The 22,844-nt window shown below is 32.9% G+C and carries 27 protein-coding genes, 1 tRNA gene and 3 pseudogenes; 9 read left to right on the forward strand and 22 right to left on the reverse strand.

Going from position 1 to position 22,844, the window contains the following annotated elements; translation table 11 throughout:
- Positions 1 to 232 precede the first annotated feature (232 nt).
- The 3 genes from HF964_RS09190 to HF964_RS09200 form a co-directional block, all read right to left on the reverse strand.
- Entirely contained in the window at positions 233 to 1,444 is a 1,212-nt protein-coding gene (locus HF964_RS09190; RefSeq protein ID WP_168722756.1) for a hypothetical protein, read from the reverse strand.
- 165 nt (positions 1,445 to 1,609) lie between these two features.
- A complete protein-coding gene (locus HF964_RS09195) occupies positions 1,610 to 1,912 on the reverse strand; it encodes a type II toxin-antitoxin system YafQ family toxin (RefSeq protein ID WP_100071690.1) in 303 nt (100 codons plus the stop codon).
- The gene (locus HF964_RS09200; RefSeq protein ID WP_003625288.1) at positions 1,902 to 2,180 is read right to left on the reverse strand and encodes a plasmid mobilization protein; all 279 of its coding nucleotides are present in this window, start codon (positions 2,178 to 2,180) and stop codon (positions 1,902 to 1,904) included. The genes HF964_RS09195 and HF964_RS09200 overlap by 11 nt, the downstream gene beginning before the upstream one ends.
- Before the next feature lie 103 nt (positions 2,181 to 2,283).
- Between HF964_RS09200 and HF964_RS09205 the strand changes: the two genes are divergently transcribed.
- Positions 2,284 to 2,871, forward strand: coding sequence for a site-specific integrase (locus HF964_RS09205; RefSeq protein ID WP_168722757.1), 588 nt, complete (start codon positions 2,284 to 2,286; stop codon positions 2,869 to 2,871).
- 353 nt (positions 2,872 to 3,224) lie between these two features.
- A complete protein-coding gene (locus tag HF964_RS09210; RefSeq protein ID WP_168722758.1) occupies positions 3,225 to 3,437 on the forward strand; it encodes a hypothetical protein in 213 nt (70 codons plus the stop codon).
- A gap of 248 nt (positions 3,438 to 3,685) precedes the next feature.
- On the opposite strand, the gene HF964_RS09215 is transcribed toward HF964_RS09210, so the two are convergent.
- From HF964_RS09215 to HF964_RS09225, 3 genes and pseudogenes are all read right to left on the reverse strand, one after another.
- Positions 3,686 to 3,940 (reverse strand): single-stranded DNA-binding protein, encoded by a 255-nt coding sequence (locus HF964_RS09215; RefSeq protein WP_168722759.1) that lies wholly within the window; start codon positions 3,938 to 3,940, stop codon positions 3,686 to 3,688.
- A 633-nt stretch (positions 3,941 to 4,573) separates the two neighbouring features.
- Positions 4,574 to 5,149, reverse strand: coding sequence for a DNA-binding protein (locus tag HF964_RS09220; RefSeq protein ID WP_168722760.1), 576 nt, complete (start codon positions 5,147 to 5,149; stop codon positions 4,574 to 4,576).
- A 10-nt stretch (positions 5,150 to 5,159) separates the two neighbouring features.
- Positions 5,160 to 5,729 (reverse strand): annotated as a pseudogene (locus HF964_RS09225) (RepB protein); the annotation flags it as partial.
- 70 nt (positions 5,730 to 5,799) lie between these two features.
- Between HF964_RS09225 and HF964_RS09230 the strand changes: the two are divergent.
- A complete protein-coding gene (locus HF964_RS09230) occupies positions 5,800 to 6,486 on the forward strand; it encodes an IS6 family transposase (RefSeq protein ID WP_168722761.1) in 687 nt (228 codons plus the stop codon).
- 59 nt (positions 6,487 to 6,545) lie between these two features.
- On the opposite strand, the pseudogene HF964_RS09235 reads toward HF964_RS09230, so the two are convergent.
- Positions 6,546 to 7,115 (reverse strand): annotated as a pseudogene (locus tag HF964_RS09235) (IS6 family transposase); the annotation flags it as partial.
- Between the two features lie 102 nt (positions 7,116 to 7,217).
- Between HF964_RS09235 and HF964_RS10125 the strand changes: the two are divergent.
- Complete coding sequence (locus tag HF964_RS10125) at positions 7,218 to 7,418, forward strand: DUF5776 domain-containing protein (protein ID WP_375792773.1); 201 nt, start codon at positions 7,218 to 7,220, stop codon at positions 7,416 to 7,418.
- 49 nt (positions 7,419 to 7,467) lie between these two features.
- Here the strand turns inward: HF964_RS10125 and HF964_RS09240 are convergent, their stop codons facing one another.
- Positions 7,468 to 8,703 carry an MFS transporter gene (locus HF964_RS09240; protein WP_168722762.1) on the reverse strand — a complete coding sequence of 412 codons (1,236 nt, stop codon included), beginning with the start codon at positions 8,701 to 8,703 and terminating at the stop codon, positions 7,468 to 7,470.
- Between the two features lie 353 nt (positions 8,704 to 9,056).
- Between HF964_RS09240 and HF964_RS09245 the strand changes: the two genes are divergently transcribed.
- On the forward strand, positions 9,057 to 9,206 hold the full coding sequence (locus HF964_RS09245) for a hypothetical protein (RefSeq protein WP_168722763.1): 150 nt from the start codon (positions 9,057 to 9,059) through the stop codon (positions 9,204 to 9,206).
- 316 nt (positions 9,207 to 9,522) lie between these two features.
- Here HF964_RS09245 and HF964_RS09250 read toward each other — a convergent pair whose 3' ends face one another.
- Together HF964_RS09250 and HF964_RS09255 are read right to left on the reverse strand one after the other, a co-directional pair.
- Complete coding sequence (locus HF964_RS09250) at positions 9,523 to 9,849, reverse strand: hypothetical protein (protein ID WP_210727026.1); 327 nt, start codon at positions 9,847 to 9,849, stop codon at positions 9,523 to 9,525.
- A gap of 13 nt (positions 9,850 to 9,862) precedes the next feature.
- Positions 9,863 to 10,678, reverse strand: coding sequence for a ParA family protein (locus HF964_RS09255; RefSeq protein ID WP_168722765.1), 816 nt, complete (start codon positions 10,676 to 10,678; stop codon positions 9,863 to 9,865).
- Positions 10,679 to 11,153: 475 nt separating this feature from the next.
- On the opposite strand from HF964_RS09255, the gene HF964_RS09260 reads away from it, so the two are divergent.
- Entirely contained in the window at positions 11,154 to 11,981 is an 828-nt protein-coding gene (locus HF964_RS09260) for a replication initiator protein A (RefSeq protein WP_168722766.1), read from the forward strand.
- 256 nt (positions 11,982 to 12,237) lie between these two features.
- Here the strand turns inward: HF964_RS09260 and HF964_RS09265 are convergent.
- From HF964_RS09265 to HF964_RS10130, 6 genes are all read right to left on the reverse strand, one after another.
- Positions 12,238 to 12,308: transfer RNA gene (locus tag HF964_RS09265), tRNA-Cys, on the reverse strand.
- 43 nt (positions 12,309 to 12,351) lie between these two features.
- Positions 12,352 to 13,170 (reverse strand): ABC transporter permease, encoded by an 819-nt coding sequence (locus tag HF964_RS09270; protein ID WP_168722767.1) that lies wholly within the window; start codon positions 13,168 to 13,170, stop codon positions 12,352 to 12,354.
- A gap of 1 nt (position 13,171) precedes the next feature.
- A complete protein-coding gene (locus tag HF964_RS09275) occupies positions 13,172 to 13,942 on the reverse strand; it encodes an ATP-binding cassette domain-containing protein (RefSeq protein WP_168722768.1) in 771 nt (256 codons plus the stop codon).
- 18 nt (positions 13,943 to 13,960) lie between these two features.
- Entirely contained in the window at positions 13,961 to 14,350 is a 390-nt protein-coding gene (locus HF964_RS09280; protein ID WP_168722769.1) for a CPBP family intramembrane glutamic endopeptidase, read from the reverse strand.
- A 171-nt stretch (positions 14,351 to 14,521) separates the two neighbouring features.
- Positions 14,522 to 14,839, reverse strand: coding sequence for a bacteriocin immunity family protein (locus tag HF964_RS09285; RefSeq protein WP_168722770.1), 318 nt, complete (start codon positions 14,837 to 14,839; stop codon positions 14,522 to 14,524).
- A 21-nt stretch (positions 14,840 to 14,860) separates the two neighbouring features.
- Positions 14,861 to 15,022, reverse strand: a complete 162-nt coding sequence (locus tag HF964_RS10130) for a garvicin Q family class II bacteriocin (protein WP_420850132.1) — start codon at positions 15,020 to 15,022, stop codon at positions 14,861 to 14,863.
- A 333-nt stretch (positions 15,023 to 15,355) separates the two neighbouring features.
- On the opposite strand from HF964_RS10130, the pseudogene HF964_RS09295 reads away from it, so the two are divergent.
- A pseudogene (locus HF964_RS09295) lies at positions 15,356 to 16,036 on the forward strand (IS6 family transposase).
- A gap of 118 nt (positions 16,037 to 16,154) precedes the next feature.
- On the opposite strand, the gene HF964_RS09300 reads toward HF964_RS09295, so the two are convergent.
- Positions 16,155 to 16,961, reverse strand: a complete 807-nt coding sequence (locus HF964_RS09300; RefSeq protein WP_168722772.1) for a hypothetical protein — start codon at positions 16,959 to 16,961, stop codon at positions 16,155 to 16,157.
- Positions 16,962 to 18,290: 1,329 nt separating this feature from the next.
- Positions 18,291 to 18,878 carry a site-specific integrase gene (locus HF964_RS09305; RefSeq protein ID WP_168722773.1) on the reverse strand — a complete coding sequence of 196 codons (588 nt, stop codon included), beginning with the start codon at positions 18,876 to 18,878 and terminating at the stop codon, positions 18,291 to 18,293.
- Positions 18,879 to 19,014: 136 nt separating this feature from the next.
- On the opposite strand from HF964_RS09305, the gene HF964_RS09310 reads away from it, so the two are divergent.
- Positions 19,015 to 19,362 carry a type II toxin-antitoxin system RelE/ParE family toxin gene (locus tag HF964_RS09310; protein WP_076650494.1) on the forward strand — a complete coding sequence of 116 codons (348 nt, stop codon included), beginning with the start codon at positions 19,015 to 19,017 and terminating at the stop codon, positions 19,360 to 19,362.
- Entirely contained in the window at positions 19,362 to 19,646 is a 285-nt protein-coding gene (locus HF964_RS09315) for a helix-turn-helix domain-containing protein (RefSeq protein ID WP_062689292.1), read from the forward strand. Before HF964_RS09310 ends, HF964_RS09315 begins: the two co-directional genes overlap by 1 nt.
- 94 nt (positions 19,647 to 19,740) lie before the next feature.
- Here HF964_RS09315 and HF964_RS09320 read toward each other — a convergent pair whose 3' ends face one another.
- The 4 genes from HF964_RS09320 to HF964_RS09335 form a co-directional block, all read right to left on the reverse strand.
- On the reverse strand, positions 19,741 to 19,953 hold the full coding sequence (locus HF964_RS09320; RefSeq protein WP_168722774.1) for a DUF3923 family protein: 213 nt from the start codon (positions 19,951 to 19,953) through the stop codon (positions 19,741 to 19,743).
- A gap of 10 nt (positions 19,954 to 19,963) precedes the next feature.
- Positions 19,964 to 20,506 (reverse strand): helix-turn-helix transcriptional regulator, encoded by a 543-nt coding sequence (locus tag HF964_RS09325; protein ID WP_168722775.1) that lies wholly within the window; start codon positions 20,504 to 20,506, stop codon positions 19,964 to 19,966.
- A gap of 205 nt (positions 20,507 to 20,711) precedes the next feature.
- Positions 20,712 to 21,476 (reverse strand): helix-turn-helix domain-containing protein, encoded by a 765-nt coding sequence (locus HF964_RS09330; protein WP_168722776.1) that lies wholly within the window; start codon positions 21,474 to 21,476, stop codon positions 20,712 to 20,714.
- Between the two features lie 287 nt (positions 21,477 to 21,763).
- A complete protein-coding gene (locus tag HF964_RS09335; RefSeq protein ID WP_250786629.1) occupies positions 21,764 to 22,756 on the reverse strand; it encodes a S41 family peptidase in 993 nt (330 codons plus the stop codon).
- Positions 22,757 to 22,844: the final 88 nt, after the last annotated feature.

Raw genomic sequence — 22,844 nt, forward strand, 5'->3', positions numbered from 1 at the left:
TACTCTTCTTTTAAAATTTATGATTCGAATAATAGGTCTATTATACCATTAAACAAAAAAACAGCCCCCGTTATCTAGTGGGTAGATAACGGGGGTTGTTTTCATGCAGTTTGTGAGGGGTGATAATGTAAAAATAACCCCTTAAAAACATTGAAAGAATAGCCCCCAATATCTATAATGTAGATGCTGGGGGCTATTATTGGTTTTTAAACAGCTATAGTCCTTAAACTATTTAGAATCTAGTTAGCCACTCGTTAAACTTTGATTCTAATATTAAGGCGATATCAGGATCCTCTTCCTCCAAAAAGCCATCTAATTTATCAAAAATTCCAAGAACATTATATGCTTTTTTTGTTAAATCGATTTGATCTATGCTTTTTATCATTGAATCTTTTAACCTTGAGGGAATGTTCCTCACATGACTAATCAATGTCATTAACTTTAAAACATCATCTCTTTTTATCTTTTTAGACCATTTAATTTCTTTGACAGCTAATATAGTATCTTTTCGATTTTTCTCAAGATTTTCTAATATCTTCAATTTTTCTTTAATCGTATCTGGATTGTTGCCATGATTAATAGTTGCAAGTTCATCTCTGATTACTGTAACTTTTTTACCGTCTGTATTCTCCACTTTATATACAGCATTAAATTTAGCAGCACCATCACCTAACTCACTATTAGAAATAATTAAACCTGTTGTAACAATTATATCCTTGTCAATTTTCATTCCTGATTTTTCCAGAAATGAAGCATCAAGTGTAGAGTCACTGACGTGCATGCTGTCCAAGTAAAAATCCTTCTTTGTGGTTTTGGAAAGATTATGAATTAGTATAAGTGAGATATACAATATAATTGGATTATCATATGTTTTATAGCGATTTTTAGTAACTACAGACCTTAGAAATTCATGTTCCGTACCATCGTCTTTTGAACTTATGAATCTGAAATTAAAAATTTTATCATTTATATCTTTATCTTTAGATAAATTTGTTAATTCATCGACTAATTCTTTACGCTTATCATTTTTTAACATGAAATCTGAAAATTTGTTTATCTCTAAAAGAAGATCCAATAATTTTTTCTTCGCATCATAGATAGTTTCAACATTCGGAATTAAAGTTGTCTTATCTTCCTCTGAAACTACTGAAAAAACAAGTCTATAATTATTGCTCCCACTGGCAACTCTTTTAAAATCAAGATTTTCTAAATTATTTAAAGATAAATTATAATCGTACTTTTTGTTGTCTATTTCGTTGAATACATTTATTGCGGGTTTAGTCCCACCAATATCTAGATCTTCATTTAAGGGAAATTCTTTTTTTATATCTTCAAGTAATTCATTTTGCTCAGTGACTTGGTCTAATAAACTTAATGTGTCCTCTTTTGAAGCTTTGGGATCATTTTTTGTATAAAGATAATTTTTTTGTTTAAGATATGCCATCTAGATCACTCCTTTAAAAATAATAATACTACTTTTTAGAAATAATACTTACTGATGATGAACTATTTCTACACTTTTAATTTTTGCAAACAAAAAAATAACTCTCATTATTTATTAACGAGAGTTATCCGTTTTAATTTTAAATCAAAGGGTGACTGAATTTAGCTATTGATTCAAAATTTCGTGGGAACCAGTCGCAACCAATAACAAAATCAATTCATCATGATCTAGCTGATAAATAACAATCCAGTTATCATAATTTTTGCCATAGTTTCCATATCTGGCAGGGTGAAATTCACGATAGCCACGCCAATTTCCTTTTAATGTATGATCTTTAATCTGTTTCAAAACTAGTACATCTTGTTCAACAATTGCTTCTAAACAAGGCTTCAAGACAGTTATTGGAAAATGTTTTTTGACTAGTTTTTTTAATTCACGTTCAAAAGATTTGGTCTGTTTAATTTGCATCTAACTTATCGATCCAATCTTCAAAGTCAGTCAATGAACCAATATTTTTGACCTGCCCTGTTTCTGCTTCTTTTTTAGCTGCTAAGGCTTCCGGAGAATCTAAAAAGCTGACTAATCGAACTTCATTATTGGCCGCTTTAACTAGCGATAAGCGAATATACTCAGAAACGGTTAGCCCTTGTTTTGCTAGATTAGCTTTAGCCCGTTCACTAATGTCAGGTGTGACACGAGTTGAAATTGTCTTGTTTTTAATAATAGTATTACTCATTCTAATCTGCCTCCTTTAAGTTTACCATCGTACTACATTATAATATTAGATTTTTAGGTTTTCTGCAACTAAATTAATTTTAAAGTAAAGGAACTAACAGCTTATGCAACAAATTGTCCTACCAATCAAAGATTCGAATGTTCTCAAAGAAGTGCAAGATACGTTACTCCATAATTTCAGAGCTGGTCGGCGTAACTATACAATTTTTCAAGTTGGTAAAGCTACGCTACTAAGAGTCAGTGACGTTATGTGCCTAAAACAAGCAGATATCTTTAATCCGGACGGCTCAATTAAACAAAATGCATTCATTCACGACCGAAAAACCGGCAAGCCTAATACCTTGTACCTTAAACCAGTTCAAGCAGAGCTTTTATTGTATCGTCAATGGTTACTCGATAATCAGCTACAATCTGAATGGCTCTTTCCTTCCATTCAACACCCAGAACGGCATATCACAGAAAAGCAGTTCTATAAAATCATGAGTAAAGTCGGCGATCTTTTAAATATTAATTACCTTGGTACCCACACCATGCGCAAGACTGGAGCTTATCGCGTTTATACGCAATCCAATTACAATATTGGCTTAGTCATGCACTTATTAAATCATTCAAGTGAAGCCATGACTTTAGCTTATTTAGGCTTAGACCAAGCCAGTACCGAAACTATGTTAGATAAAATTGATTTTGGTTAGTTTTATTTGGATTTTTAGTTGTTGCCGAAGGCAACTTCTGAGACAGATTTTAAGCACAAAACCTCCAATAAATTTGGGTGGTGTGTAAGTGCGCATTAAACTCATTTCATTTCGTTTAATGACGCTAAAAAATAGCTAACTTGATCATTGAAATAAAAGGTTTTTTTTAGTTCAATGCGCACTTACACATCAACTAACTTTGACGTGTTTCGATACCCAAAAAATTGTATTAGATTTCGCTGCGCTCAAACAAATCTTTTTAATTGCTTTACACCGTTTTTCTTTCTAATCATAATCTTTGAATAACTAACTATAAAAAGATGCCTTTAATTTAAACCTGAAATAATTAGCTAATGTTAGGAGTAACCCAGATGGACGAAAAGAAAGTATTAAAGCCAATTGATGAAATGCTTGTTGATCCTTGGCAAGTTGATATTCAAGAATTGTTTGAAGCTTTTGTTAATGAACCTGATGAGATCAAAAAGAATTTATATAATTCCTTGTACACTTACATTTTGCAAAAAAGACAAGAAGATATTATTAATCGACCAGGATTTGTAATTTAGCCCTCTAAAAGCTCGCTGAGGGCTTTTTATTTTGTTTTGGCATATTAGCTTAAAACTGCTGAAAATGAAAAATAAAGACCTTAAAAAGGGGTACAATGACCAGAAACGCACAACAGCATTCCGATTAAAAATGTAAACATGGCTAACCTCTTTTTATTTAATTGTTATTGTTATTACTATTGTAGTTATAGTTGTAACTATCTGTGTGTTAACGGGCTTAAAGCTCTTAACACCCGTTGGGCTATTGATTACTTACGCTTGTAAACAGCTGAATTTGATGACGATTTCCCAGTATTCTCAACCTTATTTTGTAAAACTCCGCCTGTCACCGCATTCTTGAAAAGTGTTCCGACTGACAATCGTTCAGATTTCTGGAACTCATTCCAGATCACCCCAGTGAACAAATCTTTAAGGATAAACTCTGTACCAGAGTCAAGGGAATTAACTACGCTAATTGCTTGCTCAAAAATATCCGTTGCTGTGTAATTATTTGGTTGCTGCATGTTAATTTCTCCTTCTAGTTAATAAGTCTATTGTATCTTGATAAAGTAGTGTAGTCAATAATGTTTTTATTTTATTTAAATCACCCGTATAAAGGCATTTTTATAAAAAAAACAATATTCTTATGAACTGTGAATACCACTATTTTTTGAAAAATTAGAAATAAGTGAACGCTGTACCTATCTTCGTATCTGGTTAGACTAAGTTAAGCCTAATCTTTTTAGAACTCGTCATATTAATAAATTAGGCAATTGATAGCCCTAACGGGAGTAATGAGTGCCAGTATGCTCCTGAGTATACAGTTGTCCTAGCCACTTCTCACGAAGCACGACCGTCGAAACAAATCTCGTTGATTCAATACCTTACTACCACAGCTCTGACGTTCCTCTGTGTTACCGTTTCCGATTGATTGTATTGCCTTACACGACTTTACCGTAGAAGCACTGTATGTGCATCTCTCAGTGTTTCGCCACCCTGTCTATCATTGGTTAAGTGATTTCTGTATTTTCGCATATGTATTAACACTTAACTTTTTATATATCTAGATTGGACGTATCAAAGACTGCTTCACGCCCCAAACCCCGCCACGGTAGAATTAATTTGCTCAATTAAATCATTAAAATTCTGTTAACTGATTACATTCTCCTACCAAAGTGCCACCATTTTTTATTTTGCTTTCGGGACACTTCTTTATTATTTTCTACTTTTTTTTCTTTTTGAACAGGTTCTTCTTTTTCGATATCTTTTGCTAGTATATTCAACGACTTTAAATCTTTTATTTCTGCCTTATATTCCTCCAATAATTTCTTGTCCTGCAATGCTAATCGCTGTTGCTGATCTAACAAGTTTTGCATTTGAGATATCTGTGAATCTTTATTTTCTAATTGCCTATCTTTAACAGCCAATTGTTGTTCTAATATTTTTAGTACAGATACTTCATCATCGTTTTTATTACTATCACTGGCAACGTCTAGATTACCATCGTTACCACCAACGTTACTAGCAACTTTGCCATCAGCATTACCACCTGAAAAATGCTGCTTTAAAAGCATATAACCAGCAACTGTTACTACCAACGTTTTCACCCCGTTACTATGTACAGTTTCTACATAGTTTGCTCTAAATTCATCAGTCATTCTTTTTCTAACTGCTTGTTTAGATACATTAAATTCCTCAGCAAGTTCTCGAATTGTTTTTAAATCTTCAGTCATTATCTATATCCTACCTTTTAACGATCGGTAGATACTGTTCAATCGATTTTTTAAGGTACTTAGCAATGTTCTTTTTGGAATAATCATCTTGCTTATCTCTGATATATGCCAAATGCTCTTTAACACCGTTTAGGCCACATAAGTCTTTTAATTCATCATAGAGAGGATAAACATTTTTCTGTAGCCCTGACAAAATAGCCGTATCCGTCAAATCAATGTATGACAACAAGAAATGTTCCATCAACAATTTTGTATATGGACTTTTCATAGCTTCATATACGAGGTCTTTTTCACTTTCTTCTTGCCTCATCTTATCGTCAATATAAGCTGGATCATCTAACTTGTAACTGCTATCATCTGCTACCTGCTTTTTAGTGATATGAAAGACAATACTATCAATACTCCGCCCTTTTTTGAGCTTTTCGTAAGTTACATTGAACGTTGTGTGTCTAGTAATTTCTGACAATGGTTCATTCAGTACTCTTTTTTCAAAATGATCAAATCGTTTATATTCATCAATTGTATCTGTCATTTGACGTAAATCTCGCATACTTATTTCAGGATTACGGTAACTTTCAACGGTTCTGGTGCAAGTATTCTCCGTTTAATCTATTTTGAGTATAATTAGCCTAAAAAGCAAGGTAGCTATTATGAAAAACTATTTTAAAGGGCGGCATTTCCAAAAAGACATTATTTTGGTAGCCGTTGGCTACTATTTTAGATTTTCGTTGAGCTACCGTGATGTGGTTGAAATATTACGTGACCGTGGGATTACTGTTCATCATACAACCATTATGCGCTGGGTTCACCATTACGGACCACTATTCAAATTATTATGGCGGAAACAGCGATGCTCACATAGTCAGAGTTGGCGAGTCGATGAGACTTACATCAAAATCAACGGTCGCTGGTGTTATTTTTATCGAGCTATTGATAGTCATGGACTAACCCTAGATTTTGAACTACGTCAACATCGCGACTATCAGTCCGCTTATCATTTCTTGAGACGCCTATTGACAACCTATGGTTGTCCAAATTGCTTGGTTACTGATCAATATGGTGGAACGTTAAAAGCCATTAAACAAGTGATTAAAGATGGATTATTGGCAACGGAAAATCACCAGTGTTCTAAATATCGTAATAATTTGATTGAACAAGATCATCGGCTAATTAAACATGTCTTAGTAAAATCAAGTGGCTTCCAATCGCTACGAACGGCTTTAAAAACCCTAAGTGGGATTGAAGTCATGCATCAGCTACATAAAAAAAGCCAAAGAGAGCCTAATCTCTTTGGCTTTTCGGCATTCCAATCGTTAAACGAATTATTGGCAAACTAGTATGGTAATGACTGTCAAAATGTGGTAAACCGTTTGCTTTATTATTTTTGCACCAGAACCATCGTGGTATAGGCAGTACGGAGACTTCGATAAAATTTGCTGCGACGTTTAATTGGACGATGATCTTGTTCAATTAGATTATTGAGATACTTAACTGTTCGATGCTCTGTTTTCAAATAGAATCCGTTTTTCTGTAACTTTTTAAATGCACTACCTATAGACGGGGCTTTATCTGTAACGAGAACCTTTGGTTCACCGAATTGTTTCTTTAATCGTTTTAAAAACGCATAAGCTGCTTGTGTATCTCGTTTTTTACGTAACCAAATATCTAAAGTTAGCCCATCTGCATCAATTGCTCGATATAAATAGTGCCACTTTCCTTTGATTTTGATATAAGTTTCGTCCATTTTCTACGAATAAAAGGACTGTCTATTTTTCTTTTTCCAAATTTGATACAGGACTTTTCCGTATTCCTGGACCCAACGGTAAATGGTTGTATGACAGACATTAATACCACGGTCATAAAGAATTTCTTGAGCTTCTCGATAACCTAGATTATATCGAAGATAGTAACCTATAGCGACAATAATTACATCTTTTTGAAATTGTTTGCCTTTAAAGTAATCCATCTTTTTTCCTCCAAGCTATCTTTTAAATCTAGCTTATCCTAAAATGAGGTTATTAGAAAACTTTGCAACAGAACCGTTGATAGTAAAAAATATCTAACTAAAATTAAAATAGCTAAGACTAAAAAAGATATATATTTATATAACAGTACCCGTTTTAAAAAAGTTAATCGAGTTATGATGTTCAAAAAAGGAACTTACTTTAAAATTGTAAAAATTGTTCCAGTAGGAAAAACAACACGCTTATTGACTCAATCAGGCTATTACATCGCAGGTAATAAGTCTTTTATTAAAGCCTATAGATAAACAAAGCCCTCAACCTTAATTGGTTGGGGGCTTTTTTACTTGACCTATCTTAAGTTAATCTTGTTGGTTTGCCTTTGATGGATATTAGTATAATTACTATTGTTATTAATACTAAACTAAAACTTAGTATATTATTTTTTCCAATAAGTGTATAACCACCCACTAAGAATATGCTGCCAATTGGTGCGGCAATTGTCAAACTACTATTCAACACTCCCAAAATGATACTTAACGATGACGAATCAACAGTATTCATTAACATCGTATAAAGTTTGGGATTTATTTTTCCTAGAACATAGGTTATACAGAACAAGAAGACCACTATAAATGCTATATTCAAATTAAGAATCAGAGTTATAAACAACCCTCCGAGCAGTAAAGATACTAATATTAATAGTTTTTTGAAGCTATATTTTTCTAATATATCATGTACAACTACAGAGCCCAAAACATTTCCAATTACAAAAACAATATTAATAAGTAGAATAGTCAATCCGAAATTCAGCGGACTAATACTTGAATTATCTAAAACGTACAAATTTAGAGTACCATCTATACTAGCACCAAGCGCATTTAATATTATAAGCGCGACAATAATTTGAATTATAGGTAAATCTGTTACCTTACCTAATAAAGAAAAAGCATTTTTGAATCCGTTAGCATTACTTATTTTATTATTTGGTGTTTCTTTTTTTTCAACATAAGATAATTTTCTTCTAAAGAGAAACAAAATAGATCCTGAGATACAAAAAGTGATTGCATTAATCAGACTACTCATAGCATAATTACCAGTTGTTGTTATATATGAAACTCCTATCGCTTGACCAATTGGTTGCATAATTAGACCTATGCTTTGATAGATTCCAATAGTTTGCTGTCTAAAATCCTGTGGAACTTTATTTTGAATAATTGGTAGTTTTAATAGCCCAATAACAACACCAACAATATCAGATACTATATTAATAACAATTGCTATGCCTAATTCATTAGAATTAGACGTAATAAAAACAGTGAACAGCACCACATAAATAATTGATTGTGAGAAAGTTAAGATAATTAACCACTTGACTTTATTTGTTAAACTACCAGCCACTTTGCCTAATAATGCAGCCATAATTCCTGGTATCGTTGTAGCTATAGATATTATGGTAACCCAAAAAGATGATTGATTACTAGACTTAGCCAAGATAAGCAATACCATATTAAAAAGGCTAATTCCTAGTACTTGAAAGAATGTGCTACCCAAGAGTCCAAATACTGCGCTATTTCTTAAAGTTTTGATCATAATTAGTTTTCCGTCTATTTTCTATAATTTTTAGTGCAGTCAGTGGACTAGTCATACATTTTTTGGTTCACTATGACTAGTGACCATAGGAATAAATTCTTTTTTATGAACTTTCACTACTATCATTCTACACATCTCTAGCATTTTCTAGCTTTAATTAAAATATTGACATAAAAAAACATAAGTTTATAATTAACTTGCAATCAAATTATAATGTAAATAAGAGGTAATGACAATGACGCAATTAACTATTGCTAAATTAACTTCCTATTACAGAATAAAAAAAGAACCTTTTTTCACAGCAAGACATTAATATTACGTTTGGTTATCAGGTTAATAGCTAAGGAGATTAAATGCATTTTAATAAAAAAAGATTTAATAATGATATTTTGGATTGGGAAAATGATTTAAAAAAAAGGAAATTCATTGCAAAAAACACTGTAAAAGGTAGTTTTTATGATTTAGTATCTATTATCAAAATAGTATTTAAAAACATTGACTAAAACTTTGGAGTGATGTTTTAAGCGATTAATTGGATGGCATAGTTCTGGAATTCAACCAGACTCATGCCGTCCAATTTTGCTTTAATTCATAAAGTCAGTAACTACTGATTTTAGTTCAGCGAACTTTTGATGTTGCTTTGGACGTACTGTGCACACTTTTAAAACTCTTAAAAAACATAAGAAAAACCCCTCGATTGGATTTACTCCAATTCGAGGGATCATTGCAATTTTTACATAAGTATTCTTTTACGTATTTATATTATTTTATGTGGAAATTTCCATAATTATATTTATGGAAAAGTATAATTATGGAAACTTAATCAGAATTTTTTAGATTATTAGCAACCGTTTCTATACTACTCTTTATTATTTTTTTCTCTTGAGCTGGTAACTCTGAAACATACTCTTCGACTAAATCATTAATTACTTCGTATATTTTTTTGTTTTTCAATGTAGCAATAGTTGATATAGCGGTGTGAGTATTAACAGGCAATCTAACACTCTTTGCTAAATCTTTGGTTTTTAACTTTTCTGGAAGTTTTAATAAATCTTCTGGCATAGTCCGTTCATTTTCATCAGACTTTTCAGGAACAACATTTTCTGGTCTTTCAGTTCGTTTTTTTCTAAAAGAACCTAACCCCATTTCTTCAACCACATTACTTACCTCCTTCAAAAATGTTTATACGTTCAATAACTTCCTCTGCTAACGTTTGATATACATCATGGACTCTTCGATCGTTAACATCTTTTACATTGTCAGTTATACCTGTTCTATCAAATCTCTTTAATCTTGCCATTTGCTTAATATGGTTATTAAACATATTGCTCTTACCAAAGCTATCTATGGCATCTTGGACAACATCTAAATCTAATTCGGATCCATTTTGTTGTAATACAGGTAGTATTCCCAATAAATCGATATTTAAATCATAATCTTCTTGCAACTCTAGTAGATGCTGTACATATTTCTCAGCACCCTTAAGCGCTCTTTCTTGCGTTTGCAATACGATTATCACGTAATCACTAGCAACCAATGCACTATCTGTAAATTTATTTAATTGTGGTGGAATATCTAAAAATACATAATCATATTGTTGTTTAAATTCACTAATAAATTTATTAAAAAAATGATCTTGTTCAAAATCGTTTGAAAAATTATCATATAAAAACTTTTCAAATCCTTGCAAATCTGAATATGATGGCAACAAATCTAAGTTTGGTTTAACGTGAATAACTGCTTCTTTAGGATTATTATTTTTAATAGCTTCAAATAAAGTTTCTTTAAATTCCGGTTTCTGTTGGTAAACATTTGTCATAGTCGCTAATAATAAATCAGTCCCATTTGCTTGTGGATCTAAATCTACTACCAAAACTTTTTTATTCATTTTAGACAAAGTATAAGCAAGCATTAACGTGTTTGATGTTTTACCAACTCCACCTTTAAAATTACCACATGTAATAGTTGTTGTCATAAAAACCCCCATGTAAAATTATAGAAATTTCCATAATTATAATTATGGAAATATGGAAAAATGTAAAATTATAATTAATATATCTCAATTGTTCCTTGATATAGTAATAATGTTTTCAAATTTATAATAATAGAAATATGGAAAAATGTAAAATTATAATTATGGAATTGTGGAGAATTATACTTTTTATAATACTATTGAATTATTTTTAATTATAACTATTGATTTTTCCCTTATTATAAGGTTTAATTAAGTCATAATTTTAAAAAGATATAACATCTATTATATCTTTAGGTGTTAAATTATTTAACCAAAATAAAAAGCCCCCAGCGACAACTGGGAGCTAAACAAAAAAATGACCAGTCCTGCAAGACTGACCAACAAACCTCATCTGTTGGTATTATTATATCACTAAAATCATAAGTGGTAAATATTGTCGTTTTTTTCTAAATAAAATTTAATGGAGAAAAAAACTATGACAAAAACAAACTCATTTTTTAAATCAGCACAATCAATCTGGACTGACCAACCTTATAAATCAATGTCACTCTTAGCAAAAAATATTTACATGTTCCTTGCTGATCGTCAATCTTATTCATATACTTCCGTAGCTAATGGCGATAAATCATGGATTGATAACGATGGTAATGTGTACTGCATTATGCCCAACTTAGAATTAGTTGGTCTGTTAAATATGACTGAACGCTCAATTATCAAAGCTAAAAAAGAATTAGTTGAAACTGGACTACTCAAACAAGTTAAAGGGGGCTTCAACAAACCAATGCGTTTATACGTTACTGATTTACTTTCCCAAGATGAGTTAACTGAACCCTTAACTGAAAATATTTCAGCCTATCAAGACTTACCCACTAATACTATTAAAGATACTATTAAAGATACCGCAAATGAGTTATCACAATCTCAAGCAATAGAAATTCCTGAAAAACCAGTAAAAGCAAGTGAAGTCTTTAATAATGGCGTTAATAACCTTTGGTTTGAAAATAAAGCACTAAATACAATGCAACGTATGGCCAACGGATCACTAGAAGGAGTCCACAAATTAATTAGCATAGCACTCAATGCTAAGAAGCGTGTTGAAAAATCAGTAGGGCAGATGCTGTGGTTGGATTACAACGATGTTGAAACGACTGTGGTCATTGAGTCAATCAACCGCTTATTTAAAGCTGGTCACATTAAAAACCTAGAAGCATATTTTTATAACTCATTCCGTAATATGGTTGAAAACCGTTTGAATACCCAAATGCAGCATGCTATACAAGAAGTTTCGTTGCTTGCGAGATAAAAAGGGCAACAAAAAAATACCAGAAAAAACCAAGAGGTATAGTTTGTGAAATTTACCAATAAAACTACTTTGTGAAATGCGAAAATAGGGTTAATAAAAGTTTGTGAAGTGCCCCGATTTCACTAAGTCGATTTAACCGCGGTATAACAACAACTTTTAGTAAGGTAGATTATGTCAACTAGAATTGGTATAGTTTGAAATTCTCCAATATGAACTTATATGACAATCATATAAGTTCATATATTTCAAAAAATAAAGGTGACAATCAAATTCGAACTGACGATAAAGTTTTTGCAGACCTCTGCCTTACTGCTTGGCTATGCCACCATAAAATTATTAAGAATTGCATAGACAATTCCTAACAAACCAGCTATTTTTTTTTACTCATCATAATAATTAAAAAACTAAATACAACACATATAGCCATTGCTATTAGCGTAATCAAAATTGCCGTTTCAGAATTAGAAACAACTCCTAGTGAATCTAAGACATTTTTTGGAACATTTACACCTGTTAATCCTAACATCTTATTTCGAATAGTGGCAGCAATTTGAAAACCAGGCCAAACATCCAATACTTGTTGCATAAAATTTGGAAGATCACCATACACAATATATGTTCCAGAGAAAAATCCAGCTAATGTACCTACTATAGCTGATAGCGAAGAAAAACTAGATGTTGATGTTAACCACGAAGTAATTAAAGAAAATAATAAACTAGAAAATATAATCAACAATATACTATAAAAAATAACTACCAATACATCAGAGTTAAACAAAGACTCTTTATATTGCATATACAAATAGCCAAAGCAAATGAACATAAATATAATTGTTGAAAACACACCCTCAATTATTGCTGTTATTACATATAATGTATCTAGAGATGCCAGACTAAAATTATTATTCACTACAAAGTCATTGAGTCTATTATTCTTTTTATCTTCTAATTTCTGCCCAAAGGCATTTAGGGGAGTCGTCATTGAAACAATACTAATTAACCCTGCAATCATCCAAATATCAACAAGTTTATTAACATGGCCAATGCCTGATAAAGAGCTAATCAGGTTACTTCGCAAGAAAAAAACATAAATAATTAAACTAATGAGCATACCTAATAATGAGAAAAAAATACCAGTCTTATCCTTAAGGTAAATTTGAATATTCCTTTTAATAAAATTAAGATACATCCTAATCCCTCGCTTCCATATTTTGAAACAAATCTGTATATGTTGTCTTCATAATTTCAAAATTATCCTTTTGAAAACCACTTTTTTGTACAAATTCAACGGCTTTTTCAGACGAATCAAAATATTGTGCATCTTTTAAATTTTTTGACAATAATTTTACTTTAGGCATACGCTTAATAAAATTAAACATACTTCCAAAGTATTTAACCTTGCCATCTTCTAAAAACAAAACTTTATTAGCATTGTCCATTTCGTCTAATTGATGTGTTGTAAATATAACACCACTTTTGTTTTTCTCTAAATAATCATTTAAGTCTCGCCAGATGTCCTGTCTAATATCAACATCTATACCAGCTGTAAGTTCATCTAAAATTAAAAGATTAGGATTCACAGATATAGCACGTAAGTAATTAACGATCCGTTTTTGCCCACCTGAAAGTTCTGAATATAAGGCTTTGGGGCTTATTCCAAATTCTTCTAACTTTTTCATGGAAAATATATATTTTGACTTATCTTTAATTCGAAACTTAAAATTTTGTTGAACAGAAAGTTCTTCATCCAAAATATTCTCTTGAAATACAGCAGCTATTCTAGAATTTTCTAAATTAACTGTGCCACTTGAAGGAACAGCTAAACCCATTATATTTTTCAATAGTGTGGTTTTACCTGCACCATTTGCACCAATTAATGCAACAATATCACCTTCACTTAGTGAGAAAGATATATCATCTAAAATATTTTTATATGATAATCCATTTAGTATAATTCCCATGCTATGCTACCTTTCATTTTATCCTTTATATTGCAAACGATAAATATAAACAAATGTATTGAAACTAATATGACATAATACCGCCATTGTTAACCCTACATAAACAAATAAAGTGGCTAATATTAATCCTTGTATTATTTTATAGAGACTCTTAATACCTAGGTATGGAATATGGGCGATTCCAAATGAAAGTCCAGAAATCAATATAAAAGCAAATATTGTTATGCTAAGTGTTTGTCCAACAGTAAATAGTATCCATCTAAAATGCACTTCTTCCAAAATTGGAAACAAAAATAACGATTTATTATTTACGATTATTCGAACTATTTTTCGATAAATATCATTAAATTTCCAAATATTAAGTTCACATACCAATGGAACTCCAGTACCTACTACTACTAATCCCATAAAGATTATTCCAAAATATTTTTGAAAAACAAAACCTAATATTAAATCAAAAATAAACAATATATATAAATAGATTTCTCCTAGACTTTTATATTTAAATACAGGTGTTCCTAAGTCAATAGTCTGAACTATTGACTTAGGAGCATGTTGTTAGATGAGCTTTTTTATTTATTAGTGCATTCCACCAAAAGTTAAGCCGATTCCTGCACCAGTATTGCTAGTACGATATTTTTCAGCAACGATTTTTAGATAGATTATCTTGACATCTGGGGACAAAGCAGACTTTATTGCTAAAGGAGTCAAAGCAGTACGCAAGTCACCGGTAATCTTTGGTAGATATTTTTTCTTTTTCAGTGCCTGTGCAGCGTCTTGTAAAATTGAGATTTCTTCAATAGTTGGTGAACTGGCCAATGCTTTTTGCACATCAATGAATAGTTCATCCTCTGTAGTTGTTTTCTTTGAGTTGTTCTTTTTCGAAAAAATACCCATATCTCAACACCACCTTAGTTTTTATTTCCAGCTACCGCCTGGTGCACCCTCCCAACCATGCAAAGATACACCGTATGCAGCTTGAAAAGGGGACTTAGTAACAACGTAATGCCATCTTCCTTTACTATCACGGTATTCGTAGCCATTAGCACAATAATAACGATATTGTCTGCTAGCAAGCATAGTACCAAATAATGGATTTGATGTAGATGCTTGGGAACTGGTTCTCGTCTCAACAATAACGCTGTTTTTATTGGCTTGCAAATTGAATTGATTACTCTCTGAGCTTGTTGAGTAGTTAATCCACTGTTATTTGGAACTTCCAGTACCATTTTTCCGTTAACTATATGCGTATAACTGTTTAATTTAGCAACTTGTTGAGTTGATAAATTGTTAGTAGTAGAAGCTGACGTATTATTCGTATTGGTTGCTGTATCTGCAGGTTCTGTTGCAAAATTTTCTAATAACCTCATTTTAGGATAAACTAGAATTAAAAGCTAGCTTGGAGGAAAAAATATGGATTACTTTAAAGGCAAACAATTTCAGAAAGATGTAATTATTGTCGCTGTAGGTTACTATCTTCGATATAATCTAAGTTATCGAGAAGCTCAAGAAATTCTTTATGACCGTGGTATTAATGTCTGTCATACAACCATTTACCGTTGGGTCCAGGAATACGGAAAAGCCCTGTATCAAATTTGGAAAAAGAAAAATAGACAGTCCTTTTATTCGTGAAAAATGGACGAAACTTATATCAAAATCAAAGGAAAGTGGCACTATTTATATCGAGCAATTGATGCAGATGGGCTAACTTTAGACATTTGGTTACGTAAAAAACGAGATACACAAGCAGCTTATGCGTTTTTAAAACGATTAAAGAAACAATTCGGTGAACCAAAGGTTCTCGTTACAGATAAAGCCCCGTCTATAGGTAGTGCATTTAAAAAGTTACATAAAAACGGATTCTATTTGAAAACAGAGCATCGAACAGTTAAATATCTCAATAATCTAATTGAACAAGATCATCGTCCAATTAAACGTCGCAGCAAATTTTATCGAAGTCTCCGTACTGCCTCTACCACGATTAAGGGCATGGAAATAATTCGAGGAATATATAAAAAAAGCCGAAAAGAAGGAAATCTCTTCGGCTTTTCAGTCTGTACGGAAATTAAAGTTTTAATGAGTATACCAGCATAGTCAATAATAGTACATTAGGCCTTTTATACTCTTTTTTTAAATTTTGCAACAGAACCTTATATATTTATGGGAATATTTTTCTTTGATTAGATATAAAAATATTCCCATAAGCATAAAGTTAGTTCCAGTAATCTAAGAAGCCCTGCTCGTTGATTTTCATCTCTTCCTGTACTAGTTCTTTGTGAGATTTATTTTCTGTCAGTGTATTAAATATCTCTTTTTTGTTACTTTTAGGATAATCTTTTTTTACCCTGGGAATAATCACCTTATTAATAAAATCATCGGGATTTTGTTTGAATTTTTTCTTGTCACTTATATCTTTAGGGATTAACATAGTAAACTTGCCTTCCAGATATAGTCCTTCGGTAGCTTCGAAAGTATCCCAATGATCTTCATTCCAGTATTTCAAATAAATGGGATCTGTTTTAGGTACAGGATATATAAATCTGTTATAGTCAGACTGTTTAACTGTATCGATTGTGAATTCATACAATTCTTTGGATATAATCTGGGCGGTTAAATCAGATATACTATCTGCCCCAAAATCTTTCATAAACAAGCTAAAAGAGGAAATTTTCTTTCCAGTATTATCTAACTTATCAACAACAGGATATTTATCTAGGATTTCAGACAAGGCCAGTATTAATGCCTGTGTTTGATTTGAATTTGGTCTGTGCCCTTTGGAATCATTAAGAGTATAACCTAAGTGGATGTAACTCAGTTCTTTAATATCTGAAAGGTCATCAATATTCAAGTTTTTGGTAGTCATGACAAAAGTAAAAAAACTATTTAGTTTTTGTTTAGCATGTGGCAATTTATCTGTATCGAATATGGATGTTGGATTTAAAAATGAAGTGTTGTCTGATAATATTTCTAAGTCTTCGTAAGTTTTTATATCTGGTAAAAAGTCAGAAAATTTTGACATTATTATTCCTCCTAATATCTATAACTAGAGTATATCTGTGTTTATTGTATTAATAAATGCATTAAAATTGTTTGATTAATGCAGGTAATGTGAATACATTTAATTATAGTTGGTCAATTTAAAAATATTTAGAGAGGTATTTTTATATTTCTCAAGTCGAATTTTATTTAGATATCAGTATGATTGTAAAAAACAGCTTGCAAATAATTTGTACGCTAGTTAAAGTTAAGTCATGAACTAATTGAATATAAAAGAAAAGGCGCTTATCAAGCCGGCAAGCAAGATAAGCGCCAGTGCAAAGAATGCATCACCATTCAGAGCACGTTGTCATTCAAGATGTAAGTACATTATAGGGTACTTACCGAGAATGCGTCAAGAAAAGAACTACCTTTGACGAGAGACAATGTGATTAGGAATAGCTACATTGTCTCTCTTTATTTTTGCACTCGAAACCCGCCACGTTACGGCGACAGAGTAGAACGCACTCAGGACAAAGAAGCCTACACGGAAAGTAGGACGGCACGTGAAAAGCCTTGCTGTATGCTCCACAGACAGCAAAAACAGAGACGTGGAGAAGAGATAGTTAACCGTCCAATACAATGGGTAGCGGTTAGGTGTTCGATCACGGGTTGCGCCGTGATGAAGAAATATAGCATGCGGACAAGCTGAACGAGTAATCGTTCGAAGTCAGTAGTCCCAGTACCGTGTATCGGGTTAAACAGTTACCGTATATCAAAAAAACGCCCTGAGAAGCTCTCAGAGGCGTTTTTAGGTGTCAGCAAGATAAATATAGACACCACCAGATATAAAACAACGTCAAAGCACGGACAAGGGTTGTGAGGGGTAGCTTGAACATAATCTACTGTGATAGAAATATCAGTCGTTGCGAGATGCACTCAACGAAACACACCAATTAGCCCCATTAAGGGGATAGTTGGTGGAGTGTCGAGAGAGAGAGCCTTGCAGGCTATCCGCAATGACTTGATTGGTATTCTGTTCAACATGTTGTTTAATAAATGGTTTAAATAGGCGTCAGCATGCAGGGGTCCAGGGGCTTGCCCCTGTGTCTGCCGAAGGCTCCAATTGATCGGTGGCAATAGGATACGGGGTAGGCATGAATTTGGCTTTCACTTCTGCCAAATTTGTCCAGCGAGCGTGGGGGTCTTTTTAGCGGCTAATTAGTGTCAGATCGAGTAAAAAATTCCTTGGGCATCTGTCAGCGTTTTTTCTGACAAGCGCACTTACACTCCACCAAAAATTAGTGGAGGTTTTGTGCTTAAAATCTGTCTCAGAAGTTGCCTTCGGCAACAACTAAAAATCCAAATAAAACTAACCAAAATCAATTTGATCTAATATAGTTTCGGTACTGGCTTGGTCTAAGCCTAAATAAGCTAAAGGCATGGCTTCACTTGAATGATTTAATAAGTGCATGACTAAGCCAATATTGTAATTGGATTGCGTATAAACGCGATAAGCTCCCGTCTTGCGCATTGTGTGGGTGCCAAGGTAATTAATACTTAAAAGATCGCCGACTTTGCTCATGATTTTATAGAACTGTTTTTCCGTAATATGCCGTTCTGGGTGTTGAATGGACGGAAAGAGCCATTCAGATTCTAGTTTATGATCAAGCAGCCATTGACGATACAATAAAAGCTCTGTTTGAACTGGTCTAAGGTACAAGGTATTAAGCTTGCCGGTTTTTCGGTCGTGAATGAACGCATTTTGTTTAATGGAGCCTTCCAGATTAAAGATATCTGCTTGTTTTAGGCACATAACGTCACTGACTCTTAGTAGCGTAGCTTTCCCAACCTGAAAAATAGTATAGTTACGCTGACCAGCTTTGAAATTATTGAGTAACGTATCTTGCACCTCTTTGAGAATATTTGAATCTTTGATTGGTAGGACAATTTGTTGCATATAAATCACCTCGTTGTTGGAGACGTAATCCCTTGGTACAAGCGGAAGTCTGAAATTCAGACTTCCGCTTGTACCAAGGGATTGTGTAATAACACATTTGTTTGCTTTTTGATAGCTAATAGGCTATCATATGAATATGAAAAAAATAGAATTTGACTATTATGACTGGAATGAATTTAAAAAATTTTTGGATCAATTGCCTGATAAAGACGCTGCCAAATTAATTGCGACCATTCAAAATATTGAAAATAACGGTCTCAATATCGCAGAACGTCAATTATGGGTTAAAAAACTAGAAAACAATCTCTATGAGATTCGTTCTAAGAGGGCTTCAAATATTCAGAGAGCTATCTATTTCCAAGTACAAGGATCTCAGTATTTAATCACCAATGCGTTCACTAAAAAAACGCAAAAAACACCGGAAAGTGAAAAGAAGATTGCTCGGAATCGACGCAGCCAGTATTTTAACAAGGAGGACCAATAATGAGTAAAATTGATGAATACGTTGCTGAAAGAAGTAAAAATAATCCTGATTTTGCAAAGATCGTGGAACAAGAGAATATCAACTTAGAGGTAGCCGTTAAAGTTCGTGATCTCCGTGAAAATATGGGTATGAGTCAACGAGCATTTGCTAGTCTAATTGGTAAACCACAATCAACAATCGCTAGAATTGAAAATGGATCAATGAATGCTTCGACTAAAGTATTATCTGAGATCGCTCAGGCAACTAATCAACGATTAACAATTCAGTTTAGCCCCGCTTTTTGAGGGCTATTAATAGCAATAAAATAATAACAACCCCCAATATCTACATTATAGATGTCGGGGGTTATTTGTTAGTTATAGACCCTATAATTTACTTTTACTTTCTATGCTTAACAAATAACAGTAAGACAAGTTGGGTCAAGACGATAAAAATAAAGAAAATTACTAGCACAATGAAAGCAGCTAATTTAGTTGCTGGCGTTTGAATTGTTCCAGCTCCATCAACTTTTCTAATAAAAATTACAAAGCTTAATATACTGAAGATGATTAGCCAAATAAGATTGCTTAGCCACCAAACTTTTAATTTCATGTGTTTTAGGTTACTCCTTCTTTTGGTAGTGATATGTACTAACTAATTGGCATAATAGAATTATGTTGGTCAGAAATGTGGCCGTTTGAAACCCAAAACTATTTAAAAGACTAGTTTTAAAGGTACAACCAAGCAAAACTATAAGCGTAATTAGTTGTAGTGAAAGTTGTACCTTAAGATTTTTGATTTTAGTTAGGCTGAGTAAGGTCACACTTAGCAAAATTAATCCGTCCATGATCAATAGGTTTTTTGAACTTGAAACAAGTATTAGCCGACTAGTCGCTAATATTGATAGCATCAGTAGTGAGAAAATATAACCTACCGGACTTTTGCTAAGCTTAGCTTTGCTATCGTCATTAATCAGTTCATCTACAGAGCTATCATAAATGTTAGCCAGTTGATTAACTAATATCAGATCTGGCAGATGCCGACCAGTTTCCCAATTAGAAATAGCTTGCCGTGAAACATGTAGTTTATTAGCCACCTCAGCTTGAGTAAGGCCACTTAACTGTCTTCTTTGCTTTAAAAGTTTGGGTAGACGATTAGTATCCATACATATCCCTCCTAAAATTTAAGCTGATTAGTCTAAATTAACAAGCCAGTCATTCTGGCATCGTTGCTATAGCCCCATTTTAACGCAAAAAATCTATCAAAGTAACCTTGGCTAATCTGATAGATTTCTGATAATATAAGCGTTTGTAATTGTGACAATTGTTTTTTATGGATAGATTATCAAATTAAAACACTTAAACGTCGGCTTATTCAGTCACTAACTGCTGGACAGTATCGGATATATGGATTTGTGTCTTATACTTCTTGAGGTCATGATTGTTAGTCGCTGTATTTCCCTTACTATTTAACAAGGCATCTAGCGCTGCTAAATTGCTAACATAAGTCTGATTAATGTAGGTGCGAGGAACGATACGCGCAACTTTAACATAACTGCCCTTATGATAAGCCATCACATAAGGATCTTTGACTCCAGTATTAAGCCCCGTCGTTAAGGTTAGTTTTGTCCATTCATTTCCCATTGTATTATCAGTGAACCAAGCGGTCCAGTAACCGTTGGTTGCCTTATTGTTAGGCGAAATTTCCTTTTCACTAGGTAATTTAGTATACCCGACTTTATAGGATAAAAACGGATCAAAGCGATCAATCGTCCCAATACCTTTATAATATCCCAAACATAAAATACCAATACTAACCAGTACTAGTACGATCAAGCCACCTAAACCAAAAGTCCAACGACGATAACGACTTTTAAGCTTAACATCATGATCTATCTGGGTGGCCAAAGAGGGTTCTTTATCTTTTTTCATTGCAATCTCCTCGTTAAATAGAAGTTTTTCGAGTGAGATATTAAACAATTGACTCAACGCATGCAGGGTCTCTAAATTTGGCATGTTCTTGCCAGTTTCCCAAGTTGAAACCGTTTGGCGGGTCACATGCAATTGTTGAGCTAACGCTTCTTGGGTTAAATTAGATTGCCTGCGCAAGGTTTTGATATCGTCTTTAAAGCTCAAATCTCACTCCTCCTAAATCATAATCAAGGATCTAAGGCAATCCTAGCAAGAATTACTAGCATTAGTCACGCAAATGTTACTTGCACAACTGGATAGTTTGGTTAATTTGCCAATAAATCCATTCTTCAGAGCGTAACAATACTCTGAAGAATGGATTTAGAAATGAACAAAGGGCCTATTGTATAAAATGGACCCTTGCGGAGCTTGAATTATGGAATTTTATTGTGTAGAAGTAATAGTTTGTAACAAATCGAATCTAATAGTTCTTGTAAGTCATAGCAAAGAAACTAATTATGATTTGCTACCCATTCTTTAGCTTTAACAAGCGGCTCCTCAGTCATAATATCCGGTTTAATCTTTTTATTAAAAAGCACTTGACCGTTATTCTTTTTGATTTTGTCAGTAGTTATGTTTAATTGAGTTCCATTATACATGGTGTAAGTATTATTAATACTGGTGTAGCCTGCAGAGTTACTACCAAAAGTTTTAACATTGAGATTGTTTTTTAATGCTAAAATCGTTAATTCACCTGAGCTGGCAGTCCACCGATTTAAAATAACTGCAACAGGAAGCTTAGTAACTTTTTTAACCTTACCAAGATCAATCTTAGTTCCCATGTTATTAGTAACACTCCCCTGGAAGGTCACAGTTGTAGACTTATCATCTGCATTAATTGTCTCAAATAATTTTCCATTAGGTATAATTGGTGAAATTCCAGCTAACATTGGTCCGATATCACCGCCACGATTATTACTAAGGTCAATAATAACTCCGATATATTTTTGTTTAGTTATTCCATGATAAACAGTCGTCGCATATTTTTTTGCTTGTTCTTTCGAACCAACAAATTCAGGCAGATGAACGTATAAAATGTTATTTTTAACGTTAACAGTTGGCTCTTTGTATTGTGAAACATCTTTTTTAGTTTCTTTAGGAGTTACCAAAGAAGAGTGTTTACCACCCTTAATTAGCAAAGCTTGCTCCAATAGTGGATAAATCTCTTTATAGTTGTTTTTCTTTGAAATTTCGTTGCTAATTTTTCTTAATTTGTTTTTTTGAGTTTGATTTTCTGAATAAATTCCTGTAGATAATATTCTATTAAGAGCGTACATAGCGTCCCTCTTAGGAGTTGGAGGGACCAGATAAAAGTTAAAGTTAGGACCATATTGGTATCCTATGTATATGCCTCCAGACAGAATTACTAATAAGGACACTGCTAACGGAATCAAAAGTTTGCGTTTTTTCAAAAATACCCCTTTTTTAAACATTACTTTTTGCACTACACCTTTTATTGTTTGCTGTAATTTTTCTATTTTGCATAAATCTCAACTCCTTTATTTGAGTCCATTATACATCAAATAAAGCGTT

Source organism: Periweissella fabalis, from assembly GCF_012396505.1.
Taxonomy (GTDB): domain Bacteria; phylum Bacillota; class Bacilli; order Lactobacillales; family Lactobacillaceae; genus Periweissella; species Periweissella fabalis.

Coding starts and splice junctions, on each gene's coding strand:
- HF964_RS09275 (WP_168722768.1), bottom strand. CDS start 13,942: ATGGGAATTATACTAAATGGATTATCATATAAAAATATTTTAGATGAT.
- HF964_RS09325 (WP_168722775.1), bottom strand. CDS start 20,506: ATGGATACTAATCGTCTACCCAAACTTTTAAAGCAAAGAAGACAGTTA.
- HF964_RS09205 (WP_168722757.1), top strand. CDS start 2,284: ATGCAACAAATTGTCCTACCAATCAAAGATTCGAATGTTCTCAAAGAA.
- HF964_RS09240 (WP_168722762.1), bottom strand. CDS start 8,703: ATGATCAAAACTTTAAGAAATAGCGCAGTATTTGGACTCTTGGGTAGC.
- HF964_RS09320 (WP_168722774.1), bottom strand. CDS start 19,953: ATGAAATTAAAAGTTTGGTGGCTAAGCAATCTTATTTGGCTAATCATC.
- HF964_RS09315 (WP_062689292.1), top strand. CDS start 19,362: ATGAGTAAAATTGATGAATACGTTGCTGAAAGAAGTAAAAATAATCCT.
- HF964_RS10130 (WP_420850132.1), bottom strand. CDS start 15,022: ATGCTTGCTAGCAGACAATATCGTTATTATTGTGCTAATGGCTACGAA.
- HF964_RS09200 (WP_003625288.1), bottom strand. CDS start 2,180: ATGAGTAATACTATTATTAAAAACAAGACAATTTCAACTCGTGTCACA.
- HF964_RS09270 (WP_168722767.1), bottom strand. CDS start 13,170: ATGTATCTTAATTTTATTAAAAGGAATATTCAAATTTACCTTAAGGAT.
- HF964_RS09300 (WP_168722772.1), bottom strand. CDS start 16,961: ATGTCAAAATTTTCTGACTTTTTACCAGATATAAAAACTTACGAAGAC.
- HF964_RS09195 (WP_100071690.1), bottom strand. CDS start 1,912: ATGCAAATTAAACAGACCAAATCTTTTGAACGTGAATTAAAAAAACTA.
- HF964_RS09215 (WP_168722759.1), bottom strand. CDS start 3,940: ATGCAGCAACCAAATAATTACACAGCAACGGATATTTTTGAGCAAGCA.
- HF964_RS09305 (WP_168722773.1), bottom strand. CDS start 18,878: ATGCAACAAATTGTCCTACCAATCAAAGATTCAAATATTCTCAAAGAG.
- HF964_RS09210 (WP_168722758.1), top strand. CDS start 3,225: ATGTTAGGAGTAACCCAGATGGACGAAAAGAAAGTATTAAAGCCAATT.
- HF964_RS09280 (WP_168722769.1), bottom strand. CDS start 14,350: ATGGGATTAGTAGTAGTAGGTACTGGAGTTCCATTGGTATGTGAACTT.
- HF964_RS09220 (WP_168722760.1), bottom strand. CDS start 5,149: ATGACTGAAGATTTAAAAACAATTCGAGAACTTGCTGAGGAATTTAAT.
- HF964_RS09255 (WP_168722765.1), bottom strand. CDS start 10,678: ATGACAACAACTATTACATGTGGTAATTTTAAAGGTGGAGTTGGTAAA.
- HF964_RS09285 (WP_168722770.1), bottom strand. CDS start 14,839: ATGGGTATTTTTTCGAAAAAGAACAACTCAAAGAAAACAACTACAGAG.
- HF964_RS09230 (WP_168722761.1), top strand. CDS start 5,800: ATGAAAAACTATTTTAAAGGGCGGCATTTCCAAAAAGACATTATTTTG.
- HF964_RS09310 (WP_076650494.1), top strand. CDS start 19,015: ATGAAAAAAATAGAATTTGACTATTATGACTGGAATGAATTTAAAAAA.
- HF964_RS09260 (WP_168722766.1), top strand. CDS start 11,154: ATGACAAAAACAAACTCATTTTTTAAATCAGCACAATCAATCTGGACT.
- HF964_RS09190 (WP_168722756.1), bottom strand. CDS start 1,444: ATGGCATATCTTAAACAAAAAAATTATCTTTATACAAAAAATGATCCC.
- HF964_RS09245 (WP_168722763.1), top strand. CDS start 9,057: ATGCATTTTAATAAAAAAAGATTTAATAATGATATTTTGGATTGGGAA.
- HF964_RS09250 (WP_210727026.1), bottom strand. CDS start 9,849: ATGGGGTTAGGTTCTTTTAGAAAAAAACGAACTGAAAGACCAGAAAAT.